This window comes from Desemzia sp. FAM 23989, from assembly GCF_045528345.1.
GTDB lineage: Bacteria > Bacillota > Bacilli > Lactobacillales > Carnobacteriaceae > Desemzia.
On the sequence record NZ_JBGQQT010000037.1, the window covers coordinates 1 to 11,740 of the forward strand.

The window sequence follows — 11,740 nt, forward strand, 5'->3', positions numbered from 1 at the left end:
TTTTATTACTTTATATTTCTTATCTTCATTCATCGTTAGTATTATCCTTTTCATGATTTTATTTTATCATTTTGGGACATTTTATGCTTCGACCTACTTAGGACATTATCACGTTCGAACGATAAATGAAGAAGAAAGAAATATTTGAGATTGAATTATTTCATACATTGTGATAAAATTACCTTGTTAAAAAGATTTGTGAAATTATTAATTAGTCATTAGGCTTTTTATTCATTATTCAGTTTATAAAAATTTAGAGAGGTTGATCGAGATGGAAGAGAATATGAGATATACAGCCAAAGATTATTTAAACAAAGTTTTAGGAGGAACAGCTTCAGGGATCGTTATTGGACTGATTGCTAATGCTATACTAGGTTCTGTTTTTAAAGCCCTTATTCCATACGGTTCTGTATTTGTATTATTGTCAAGTGTTGTTACGATTATGCAATTTATTACTCCAGCTATTATTGGTGTTCTGGTAGCCATGCAATTCAAAATGAACGGAATGGAAAGTGTCATTATAGGAGCTGCAACTTTTTTAGGGTCAGGGGCTTATAAAGTCACTGAAGCAGGAGTACAATTAGTGGGGATCGGTGATTTGATCAATGTGATGATCGTCTCAGCTATCGCTGTATATGTGACTCGTTTACTGCAAGGTCGATTAGGCTCATTGACACTGATTCTTATGCCGATCATTGTGGGAGCAGGGGTAGGAACGATTGGTTTGATCATACTTCCTTACGTCGGCATGGTGACTTCTACTGTTGGGAACTTGATCAATAGTTTCACAACGTTGCAACCATTGCTGATGACTATTTTAATCTCGGTAGCATTTGCTATTCTTATTATTTCGCCTATCTCAACAGTAGCGATCGGAATTGCCATTGGTGTTGCGGGATTAGGAGCTGGAGCAGCTGCAGTTGGAGTAGCCGCTTGTACTGCTATCTTGGTTATCGGTTCGTTACGTATCAACCAATCTGGAACAACGTTAGCTATCTTACTGGGTGCGATGAAAATGATGATCCCTAATTTGATCAAATACCCTAAAATCATGGTGCCTATTGTATTAAACGCGATCGTTTCAGGGATTGGAGTGTACATGTTAACGATTCAAGGAACACCGCAAACAGCAGGTTTTGGAATCGTCGGTTTAGTTGGACCAATACAAGCGTTTAATATGGGAAGTAGTTTGGTAAGTGTTGCCTTAGCATACTTTATCATACCTTTTGTAGGAGGCTTCTTGATCGACATACTGTGCAACAAAGTGATGCATGTTTATGAAGATGAAATTTTTAAATTTATTCCCGCTTCAAATTAATTTATAATGAATCAGATAAAGATTATTGGAGGATTTTAGAATGAAAATAGCAATTGCAGGTTCAGGAGCTTTAGGATGCGGATTTGGTTACATGATGCAAAAAGGCGGAAATAACGTTACACTATTAGATTTTTGGGAAGACCATATTAAAGCGATTCGTGAAAATGGATTATCTGTTACCTTAAATGGAAAAGAGGATACTGTTTCTATTCCCGTCGGAAAACCCGATGAAATCAAGGATACATTTGATGTAGTCTTTATCTTCACAAAATCAATGGGTTTAAGACATATGTTGGAACAGATCAAACACCTGTTAACAGATGATACTAAAGTAGTTTGTTTATTGAATGGGTTAGGACATGCCAATACAATTTCAGAATATATTCCTAAAAAGAATATCATTATGGGAACAACTGTCTGGACTGGTGGAATCGACGCTCCCGGAAAGACTCATTTTATGGGAGAAGGCCCGGTTGAAGTTCAAAACGCTGATGAAAGTGAAGAACAAGGTACTCGTGAAGTCGTTAAAATGATGGCAGAATGCGGTTTAAATGGAGTATACAGTCAAGATGTACACTTTACGACTTGGCGAAAAGCGTGTGTGAATGGGACGATGAATGCTTTATGTTCTGTCTTGGATTGCAATATCAAAGAACTTTTTGAAAATTCTCAAACTGATGACTTGGTTTCAGGAATTGTAAAAGAATTCTCTCGTGTTGCTGAGACGGAAGGAGTACACCTGGATATAGATGAAACAGTGGCTTACTTAAAAGTGGTGGCCAAAAAAGTTGGTGAACACTACCCGTCGATGCACCAAGATTTATCGAATAAACGCCCAACTGAAATTGACTTCTTAAATGGTTTAGTTGCTAAAGAATCCGAAAAACAAGGATTTGAAGCACCCTACAGCAAACAAATCACTCAACTGATCCATGCTAAAGAAGATATCTTAGGAATCGAACGTTAAATAGACAAGGCAAGTCAGGAGATCATTCTCTGTGACTTGCCTTTTTTAATAGAATAGGGAAGGATGTTGCAAGTAACGCACATTATTAGGTAATCATAAAAAGTATGCGTATAATAGGAATAGAACTATTTTTTTGAAGGAGTACGTGGTAAATGGCAAAATATAAAAGATTACCTGATCATATCGGGATCATTCCAGATGGCAATAGAAGATGGGCACAAAACCAAGGCCTCGGTAAGCAAGAAGGTTACCAGCACGGGATTATGCCGGGTCTGGAATTGTACCATTTGGGATTAGAATTGGGCATCAAAGAAATGACTTTCTATGGTTTTACAGTGGATAACACCAAACGTCCTTCAGAACAAACGAAAGCTTTTCAACAAGCCTGCATAGATGCTGTAAATCAATTGAAAGACCGAGATGCCGATTTATTGGTCATCGGTAATACAGAATCAAAAATGTTCCCTGAAGAGTTGCTGCCTTATACCAAACGGACTAAATTTGGCAAGGGGTTGATTAAAATCAATTTCCTGGTTAATTATGGTTGGAATTGGGATTTGAATTACCCTACTCAACAAGCCGATTTTGATCCTAAAGAAGATATCGTGAAAAAAATCGCTTCTTCAGAAATCTCTCGAATGGATTTAATTATTCGCTGGGGAGGAAGAAGAAGACTAAGCGGCTTTTTACCAATCCAATCTATTTACTCAGATTTTTATGTTGTCGATGAGCTTTGGCCTGATTACAATATTGAACAAGTGCACAGTGCTTTGAAATGGTATCAAGACCAAGATATTACATTAGGCGGATGATGTATCTAAAAAGGGTTGCCTCAAAAATGAGGCAACCTTTTTTGGTAAAAAGAATAGCGTCAGAGCCATTTGAGTCGATTTAAAGCCTCAAATGTCGCTGAGATCCTGTATCAGAACCATTTGGGATGATAGAAAAGTACCGAATGTCGCTGAGAGCGCACATCAGAGCTATCTAGTCTAATACTGATTCAATGAACCTTACTTGAAAATAAAGAGCTAACCTTTTTACGTTACACGCGCAAAAAAAAAGAGACTGCCACCGTTATTCACGTGGTGGCCGCCTCTCTATGAAAATACTAATATTTCTTCTTAGGGTGACGATCGACTGCTTCAGGATGTTTCACTAAGATATGCTTACCTGCTTCGGTCAGAATATAACCTCTAACTTTAAAATGCGGGGCAATCTGTTCTTCAGTTAATTGTTTCCGACTCAACTCTATTAATTCAGATTTTTTCAACTTAGAATAACCCGTTATTTCCAATTTTTTTAAAATGGCTTTTAATTGAGCTGCATTCAGATGATCCAAAGAGTCCATTGCGGAAAGTTCTGCCGCATATTCTTTCTCTAAAACTTCGTCTAGAGCTTGAGGGCCATTGATACCGTAGTCGTATTCGAAATATTTCGGGTAGACACTTATATTGGTAAAAGTGCCAAAATTGATACGCCACAATAAAATCAAGTGTCCCGGTAAAAGGTCTTCTTCGTAACGAATCATGTTGCGTTTAGGAACCAATTTTTCAGAGCCGATCTCGGCCAAATCCAACCACTCTTCTAGATCACGTTTTGGAGAGATGTAAGGAACTTCTGCATAGTCATCATAAAGAGAGAAAATGTGTTGTACGAATGGATCTTCTAGGTTTAAATGGCTGTTTTGCTTCTCAATGTTATGTGTGTTCATAAGAGGGAGCTCCTTTTTGAGTAGTTTAAGAATCAAGTCATGTTTGATGAACAACTGATCATTCTTATTTTATCTCAATTAAGAGCACTACACAATCAAATCCAGAAACCGTAGAAGTGACTATCGAAAAAATCGGGACATTGAAAAATAAATTTGTCTAAAGACCTACTTTCAACAAGAAAAAAATCATCATTTAGACCGATGCCATTCCATGTAATTTTTTCTATAATGAATAGTGTAGTCAATAGAATAGCGGTATTTATAGAGGAGAAGAGTATGCATGAAAGTATTAGGAAATGTAGTTTGGTTCATTTTAGGCGGGTTTATCAGTTTTCTGTCATGGGGAATTTTAGGAATTTTATGGTCCATTACGATTGTAGGGATTCCAATCGGTAGACAATGTTTTAAATTTGCTAAAATGGCGGCGGCCCCTTTCGGAAAAGATATTCGCTTCAGTGACAGCGGAGCATCCTTGTTCATCAATATTATTTGGTTGATACTTGGCGGTTTTGCAATTGTTGGGGAAGAAATCGTATTAGGAATTATTTTCTGTTTGACCATCGTGGGGATTCCTTTTGGGATGCAACACTTCAAGCATGCCAAGTTAGCCCTGTTACCAGTCGGTTCAGAGATTTACCGCACATAATGAAATAAAAAAATAAACCCAGCAGGGAAATGAACATTCATTTCCCTGCTGGGTTTTGACGATTATCCTTCAAAATCGAAAGAACCACCTAGATTTTTTTCAAGAGCTCGTTTGTACACTACACCTGCAATAGCAACATCCATCGCGCCAGTTCCGATAGGGATACAAATTGTAATGTCATTGGACAAGTCGCCGGCAGATATTTTTTCAAGAGCCAGTTCGCCTAATGTGGTGAAAATATCGTCTTCTGATAATTTGCCTTCATTCGTCAAGTGTTTTAAAGCGCCGCGGTGAAGAGCTTGTTCGACATGATCAACAATGATTTTATCTGCTTTCAGAATCAAGTCGTCTTCGATTTCTTGGAATGAACCCAGAGGAAAAACAATCGTTCCAGGTTTGACCCACTCAGTTTTGATGATCGGTTCTTGAGCTGGAGTTACGGTAATCAACACATCTGCTTGACTAGCTTCTTCTGCATCATCAACAACGCGAATCTTTCCACTGACGACATCTTTCATATCCTCTGCAAATTTTTCTGCAGACGAACGACGATGATTCCAGACGAACAATTCTGAGATATCAAATAAATTTGAAATAGTAAGAATATTGGTACTAGCTTGCATACCTGCACCGAACATTCCTATAGTAATAGACGGTTTTTTGACTAAATAGCGTAACGCATTCGCTGTTTGTGCTCCTGTACGCATATTGGTGATATAAGCTCCATCTAAAGCAGCTGTAAAGGTGCCTAAATGAGGATTGATGAGCAGAATCATAGCTGTAATGTAAGGAAGATCGGCTTTTTTACGCTCTCCTAAAAAGCCGCCGACCCACTTCAATCCGGCAATATCCTGCCATCCAATGTAAGCAGGCATGGCGTTCATAAACCCTTCATAGGAAGGGAAACCACCCGTTTCTCCTAAATCTAATGTTAATTTAGTAGGATTGATGACCGTTCCGTCACCGAGACCTTGGAATGTTTTATGTACAATATCATTAAAATCTCCAACATCTAATAATTCTTTGATCGTACTTTGATTGATTAAAAGTGTGTTCTTTTCTTCCAGAATAACTCCTCCTTTTTAATTCAGAGAAAAGGTTCTCCGTAAAAATGATAGAAACTGTATGTTACATTCGACTGCTTTTTGTATGTGTTGCATAACACCTGATGTGTCTATTATAGCATGGAAATGGTAAAGCTAATGGTATTTTTTTTAGACGGCCGAGGACCCGTCTGCTCAGCGTATCGTCTAGTTGAAATAAAACACCTGACTCCATCAACCGAGCCCATTTGCCAAATGAATCCTTCGACTAATAGAAAGAGATTCCTTATAATAAGGTTAAACGAAAAAGGAAGGAGATTGCAGCAATGGTAGAAACATTTGATATCGCAGAAAATGCACCGTTTCCAAATAATTCGTTACCTGTTTTATATTATCCTGGTGTAGTGAAAGAATTAGTGCACTCTGAAGACAGAGGGCAAAGCGTACAAGCCTTTTTAGAAAAAAACGGCTATTCTAATGGATGGGTAGGCGGCATTTTTAAGTACCATCATTTCCACTCAAATACGCATGAAGTATTAGCGTGCATTTCTGGAGAAGCCAAAGTTCAACTAGGCGGACCGGATGCGGAAGTGTATCCTTTTAAAACCGGAGATGTGGTATTGTTGCCAGCTGGAGTAGCCCATAAATTGATCGAATCCACAGATGATTTTCAAATTGTCGGCGCCTATCCGGAAGGTAAAGAACCGGACATGCAAACTGGTGATGAAGAGGACTATGAAGCAATGAAAACTAGGATTTCCCGTCTGGGTATCCCTCAATATGACCCGGTTGAAAAAACACAAGGGGGAGTCATAGAGTATTGGGATAAATTTATCATCCATTAACAAAGGTTTTGAGGAGGAAATAGACAATGGGAAAAATTCAAGAAATTATTGCAGATACAACATGGGAATTGGTTTCTTTTCAATCAGAAGATAAGAATGGAGAAATTATTTATCCTCTTGGAAAAAACGCTAAAGGTTTTATTCTATTTACCTCCGAAAATCGAATTTCTGTTCATATTATGGCTGTGGTTAGAAATAAGGACACGACTCTTCAGTTTTTGACAGAAGCGGAAGAAAAAATGTCAGATTTAGGATATCACGCTTATACGGGCTCTTTTGTGATCGATGAAGAGAAAGAAATTCTGGAAACCAGCGTAGAAGTCAGTTTGATCTCTTCTTATGTGGGATCTAAGCAACCGCGTAAAGTGAAAACGGAAAATGGCAATTTATACTTAACAAATGTAAAACATCCAGAACGTCAATTAGTCTGGAAACCGGTAGAGAATTAAAGCAGATTTAGGAGCTGAGATGATAGTGTCTCAGCTCTTTTTTTAAATATTTTCCAATAATTACGCTCTTGCAAGCCATTGTCAGATATAATGGAATCAATAAAAGGGTCAACTAGCTTTATTTAGTTTTAAGAGTAATGAGTCTCAAAATTAAAGGAGAAGTGGCACGAGCATGAGTGGAAAACAACACGAAACAACATGGTCTTTAAAAGAGTTTACCAATCGGAAATTTCATATTCCAGAAGAAAAGACTACGATCAAAACCGAGATACTAGCTGGATTGACAAGTTTTATCTCGATATCCTATATTATTGCGGTCAACGCTTCTGTATTAAGTACGACAGGCATGGATTACGGCGCAGTAACTGTAGCAACAGTCTTCAGTGCTGTGGTTGGCTGTTTACTGATGGCTTTTCTAGCAAATTCTCCTTTGATCATTACACCCGGAATGAGCGATAATGCATTTTTTGCCTTTACATTGGTGGGGGCTTTTGGACTGACGAGTCCGCAAGCACTGACGGTAGTGCTGGTAGTAGGTATTTTGTTCACGCTGATTGCGGCCTCTAAATTAGCCCCTAAATTAGCTTCAGCCATTCCAGGTACCTTAGTTTCAGGTATGAGCGTAGCTATCGGATTTTTCGTTATGTTTCTAGGGTTGAAAGACGGTGGGATAATCGTAGGCAATGAGGGAACTTTAGTTGCTTTAGGAAATCTCAGTGAACCTCTTCCGTTAACAACTTTATTGACATTGCTGATCGCAGTCATTTTATTTGAAAGAAAAGTCCCTGCTAACTTTTTGATCAGTATCTTAGCGGGTACTTTGATCGGTATTGTCACAGGAGTCGTCAATCTGTCTGAATTAACGGATTTTTCATTTAGTTTAACCCCATTTTTAGAAGGAGTCGGACAATTTGATTTCAGCATCATGGCGACGCTTGATTTTTGGATAGCCGTTTTTGCACTACTAATGATGGTCTTATTTCAAAACTTGGGTTCGCAGCTCAGTATGCTGCCCGATCGAAAAAAGATGCCAAAAGCCTTTTTATCAAATGCGATTTCTACGTTAACTTCTGCTGTACTAGGGTGCAACTCGACTAGCACTACTGCTGAAGGTGCAACAGGTGTGGCAGCTGGAGGAAGAACCGGGCTGACCTCGCTGACAGCGGGTCTGTTATTTATTCCAGCTTTATTTATCCTGCCGATATTGACTCTTATCCCAATGAGTGCTGTTGCGCCGATTTTGATTATTGTTGGAGCAAGCATGATCCAGGGAAATATCAAAAAAATCCCTTTTGACGACTTCTCAGATGCCTTTCCAGCATTGTTTACGATCATCATGACCGTATTAACCTTTAACATTGCTGATGGCATAGCGTTTGGCTTCATTTCATACACGCTTTTGAAAGTGGTCAAAAATGACACAAAAGAATTGACCGGTACTACCGTGTTGCTGTCTATTGTCTTTATTTTATACTTTGTACTGAACTTTATATAAAAGTCGAATCCCAGCTGAACGTGGTCTTGTTTTTAGAAAGGCTCGTTCAGCTGGCTTTTTTATTGTTTAATACTACTTTTCAAGCTTGTGCACATATTTTTTGAAGCGGAACTGCAGTGAGAAGGGCTTCAAATACTATATCGATACTCGCTTTTTATTTATATGGTACTTGATACCTATCTCATCAACCATATCATCAAATGACTGGACCACTTATGGTCCAAAATAAGCTCTCATCTACCATATCGCACCAAATGTTCCCGTGATATAGTCCTCGAAACACGCCACCCGCCCCAAGCACTACAACTTCCACCAAACTACTCACACATAATAGCGATAATTTCCCAGTACTTATTGCTTGATACACATTCTGCAACGATGGGCGAATCTTCCGCTCCAAAAAAGTTCCGCTACATCACTCATAAATATAAGCTATATTCATCCGTCTTAATGAAAATAAAAGATGATATTCACGAATATGGTGCAACAAAGCATTAGTAGCCAACTCCTGATGACCACAATTTGGAATTCCTTTTACATAAAGAGCCGTATGCTCTGATATGTCACACAATATCTTTGCCAGCTGCAGAAGTATGTTGGAAATTTTGCCAGAACATGGATTTAATTTGCAGAAATGAGTCGGTAACATAGTTTGCAGCAATATCCTTTTTGTAAAAAAAGAAAAATTGTTTAAGATCAAATAAAGATTCTTTAGATTTATTCAAATTCAATATATATTTATTGATAAACGATAAAAATGTGGTAAGATAACTTCAAGAAATATAAGGAGGCGTGTCTGATGAAAAACGGATCTACAATCTTATTAAAAATAGCAGTTGTATTGATGGGGGTGCCGGTTTTAGCATTAGCAGTTGTTTTATGGCTGCAGATTGGGAGAGTGGCAATAGCAGAAGCTTTGAAGGGAGCTAGATTAGGGTATATTATTCTAGGGGTTCTGGTTGGAATGACTTTATCGATGATCCCTTATTATGCGTCATTGTATCAAGCATTTAAACTGTTAACATATATTGACCACGACAAAGCCTTTTCTTTATTATCTGTAGCGGCTTTAAAGAAAATCAAAAAATGTGCCCTAATCATTTGTGGTTTCTATATTCTGATCTCACCATTGGTTTTCGCTGTAGCACAATGGGATGATGCACCTGGTTTAGTCATTGTAGGAATGATACCAGCTTTTGCTGCATTAGTCGTTGCCTTGTTTGCTGCAGTTCTTCAAAGACTTTTACAAGAAGCTATTGAGTTAAAATCTGAAAATGAACTAACAGTCTGAGGTGGAAAATATGGCCATTAGAATCAATATTGATGTAATGCTGGCGAAAAGAAAAATGAGCGTAACCGAACTTTCAGAAAAAGTAGGGATAACGATGGCGAATATCTCCATCTTGAAAAATGGAAAAGCCAAAGCAATTCGGTTTTCAACATTGGAAGCTCTGTGCAGAGCTTTAGATTGTCAACCAGGAGATATCTTGGAATACGCACTGGATGAATAAAAGTGGACACGGCAAGTCCGATGTTTGAAGTACATGGCAACAGAGATAGGTTCAAAAAAATAAAACCAGTGCGTCTCTTTATAAAAGAGAAAGGCACTGGTTTTAAATTTTTATACTTTTTCGTTGAAATTTTTATCTCTAATGATCAGCAGAATACCTGTGAAGTAAATCAACATTAAGAGAACAAACCAAATCACTCGAAAATTTAATACAGTTAAAATAATACCTACAGCAGCAAATAATAAAAGCCATAACTGTCTATTGTATTTATATACCTGATAAAGACCAAGCCAAAGGAGTGCCATAATAGCTAAAGCGATAAAGAGGTATCCAACCAATGCAGAATTATCGCTGGCACCATTGCCTACACCTAAAGTTAATTGAGTCAATCCATACATTAGGAGTGCTAGTAAGATAGAAACGATCGTATTAAAAATAGAGAGGATAGTGATTCCGATGATTCGCATATAGTCTACCACCTTATCGTTAATTGTCATCTTAATAATAGCATAAAGTAAAGACTACTCATATTATGAAGCTATTTTGTGGAAAGAATGCCTTTAAAATAAAAAACAGTCCTCTGCCTTTTAAAAAAGAGAGAACTGTTTTATGCAAATTAATACAGAATAATTATTCTACTGCAAATGTAATCTTTTCAGCGCGGTCAACTTCATCTAAGTTGACATCTGTTTGGCCAACTTCTAAACGATTATCTGCTACAAAATAGTAAACCTGAGTTTCAGTGATAGGTTCCATAGCATATTCAAAATCTAATGAATCAGATAACGCGACTTCTTCAAGAACTTCACCATCTTGAACTAAGAAAAGTTTATCTCCGCCTTCAAGGTAACCAGTTACTAAATAACTACCGTCTTCAGAAGGAGAAGAAGTATAACCAGCATCCATCCATTCCACACCAGAACTAAAATCCAGAGCTACAGATGAACGTTCATCTGCTGAACTGCTTTCGGTGATCTGGTTCATGATTTCATCAGGACTTGCTACAGTAGAGTCAGAGCTTTCAGAAACATCATCTGTTGTGTTGTCAGCCTCTTCATTGCCGCAAGCAAAAAGAGCAAGTGAGATTACTGCTAGTGGACCCATTAGTTTCTTTAACATATTTTATTCCTCCTCGTAATTTACCAAAAGTTAGTATATCACGATACTTATGCTAGAAAAGTAACTATGAGAACTAAAAACTTGATTTTTAGTTATTTTTAATGTGAAACTCATTTTAAGTGATTTGCGTTGGCAGCACTCTCATTCCATTAATAAGAAAACGGATAGTTAGAATATAGGAATAAAAATAATGAGAACTTTTAAAAGAAATATAAGTTGTATTCAACGAAATTAAATAAAAATGAGAAAGAGAGGTGATCAAGTTTCTACTATATTATAAAACGATAATTGGTGTAAAATGAAAGTAAATAGAATGTAAAAATAAACAAAAAAAGTATAAAAATACCATTGACGATTTTTTAAATCGATGATAATATATAGAAGTTGTCACGGCAACACGGCTTAAATAAAGCCAAATAAGAAAAAACAATTTCAAAAAAGTTGTTGACAAGCAATTGCTGCTCTGATATTATTAAGTAGTTGTCGCGGAGACGACGCAAACGAAATTAGACCTTTGAAAACTAAACAAAGTAAGACGAACCAAACGTGTAAGAAAGTTTTGGCAAGTGCCAAAACAAACAAATTAGTGAATATTTATTCGCTAGCAATCAATTAATGAGCTACAAGCATCATTAA

General features: G+C 37.4%; 13 protein-coding genes. 9 read left to right on the forward strand and 4 right to left on the reverse strand.

Annotated features, from left to right (window positions below; genetic code table 11):
• Positions 1-271: 271 nt before the first annotated feature.
• The 3 genes from ACEN36_RS12610 (at position 272) to ACEN36_RS12620 (ending at position 3,097) form a co-directional block, all read left to right on the forward strand.
• On the forward strand, positions 272-1,318 hold the full coding sequence (locus ACEN36_RS12610) for a PTS transporter subunit IIC (RefSeq protein WP_407097658.1): 1,047 nt from the start codon (positions 272-274) through the stop codon (positions 1,316-1,318).
• Between the two features lie 40 nt (positions 1,319-1,358).
• On the forward strand, positions 1,359-2,285 hold the full coding sequence (locus ACEN36_RS12615; protein ID WP_079650593.1) for a 2-dehydropantoate 2-reductase: 927 nt from the start codon (positions 1,359-1,361) through the stop codon (positions 2,283-2,285).
• A 152-nt stretch (positions 2,286-2,437) separates the two neighbouring features.
• A complete protein-coding gene (locus tag ACEN36_RS12620) occupies positions 2,438-3,097 on the forward strand; it encodes an undecaprenyl diphosphate synthase family protein (protein ID WP_407097659.1) in 660 nt (219 codons plus the stop codon).
• Positions 3,098-3,393: 296 nt separating this feature from the next.
• On the opposite strand, the gene ACEN36_RS12625 is transcribed toward ACEN36_RS12620, so the two are convergent.
• Entirely contained in the window at positions 3,394-3,996 is a 603-nt protein-coding gene (locus ACEN36_RS12625; protein ID WP_407097660.1) for a hypothetical protein, read from the reverse strand.
• A 280-nt stretch (positions 3,997-4,276) separates the two neighbouring features.
• On the opposite strand from ACEN36_RS12625, the gene ACEN36_RS12630 reads away from it, so the two are divergent.
• The gene (locus ACEN36_RS12630) at positions 4,277-4,642 is read left to right on the forward strand and encodes a YccF domain-containing protein (RefSeq protein ID WP_407126846.1); all 366 of its coding nucleotides are present in this window, start codon (positions 4,277-4,279) and stop codon (positions 4,640-4,642) included.
• 62 nt (positions 4,643-4,704) lie between these two features.
• Here ACEN36_RS12630 and ACEN36_RS12635 read toward each other — a convergent pair whose 3' ends face one another.
• The gene (locus tag ACEN36_RS12635) at positions 4,705-5,712 is read right to left on the reverse strand and encodes an ornithine cyclodeaminase family protein (RefSeq protein ID WP_407097666.1); all 1,008 of its coding nucleotides are present in this window, start codon (positions 5,710-5,712) and stop codon (positions 4,705-4,707) included.
• 299 nt (positions 5,713-6,011) lie between these two features.
• On the opposite strand from ACEN36_RS12635, the gene ACEN36_RS12640 reads away from it, so the two are divergent.
• The 5 genes from ACEN36_RS12640 to ACEN36_RS12660 all read left to right on the forward strand — a co-directional run bounded on the left by ACEN36_RS12640 (position 6,012) and on the right by ACEN36_RS12660 (position 9,985).
• Positions 6,012-6,530, forward strand: coding sequence for a cupin domain-containing protein (locus tag ACEN36_RS12640; protein WP_079650551.1), 519 nt, complete (start codon positions 6,012-6,014; stop codon positions 6,528-6,530).
• A 26-nt stretch (positions 6,531-6,556) separates the two neighbouring features.
• A complete protein-coding gene (locus ACEN36_RS12645) occupies positions 6,557-6,979 on the forward strand; it encodes a lipocalin-like domain-containing protein (protein WP_407097661.1) in 423 nt (140 codons plus the stop codon).
• A gap of 172 nt (positions 6,980-7,151) precedes the next feature.
• Positions 7,152-8,474 (forward strand): NCS2 family permease, encoded by a 1,323-nt coding sequence (locus tag ACEN36_RS12650; protein WP_407097662.1) that lies wholly within the window; start codon positions 7,152-7,154, stop codon positions 8,472-8,474.
• Positions 8,475-9,273: 799 nt separating this feature from the next.
• Positions 9,274-9,765, forward strand: a complete 492-nt coding sequence (locus ACEN36_RS12655; RefSeq protein WP_407097663.1) for a DUF2975 domain-containing protein — start codon at positions 9,274-9,276, stop codon at positions 9,763-9,765.
• A 10-nt stretch (positions 9,766-9,775) separates the two neighbouring features.
• The gene (locus tag ACEN36_RS12660) at positions 9,776-9,985 is read left to right on the forward strand and encodes a helix-turn-helix domain-containing protein (RefSeq protein WP_407097664.1); all 210 of its coding nucleotides are present in this window, start codon (positions 9,776-9,778) and stop codon (positions 9,983-9,985) included.
• 110 nt (positions 9,986-10,095) lie between these two features.
• Here ACEN36_RS12660 and ACEN36_RS12665 read toward each other — a convergent pair whose 3' ends face one another.
• Positions 10,096-10,452 carry a hypothetical protein gene (locus ACEN36_RS12665; protein WP_407097665.1) on the reverse strand — a complete coding sequence of 119 codons (357 nt, stop codon included), beginning with the start codon at positions 10,450-10,452 and terminating at the stop codon, positions 10,096-10,098.
• 163 nt (positions 10,453-10,615) lie between these two features.
• On the reverse strand, positions 10,616-11,104 hold the full coding sequence (locus ACEN36_RS12670; RefSeq protein WP_131832597.1) for a hypothetical protein: 489 nt from the start codon (positions 11,102-11,104) through the stop codon (positions 10,616-10,618).
• Positions 11,105-11,740 lie beyond the last annotated feature (636 nt).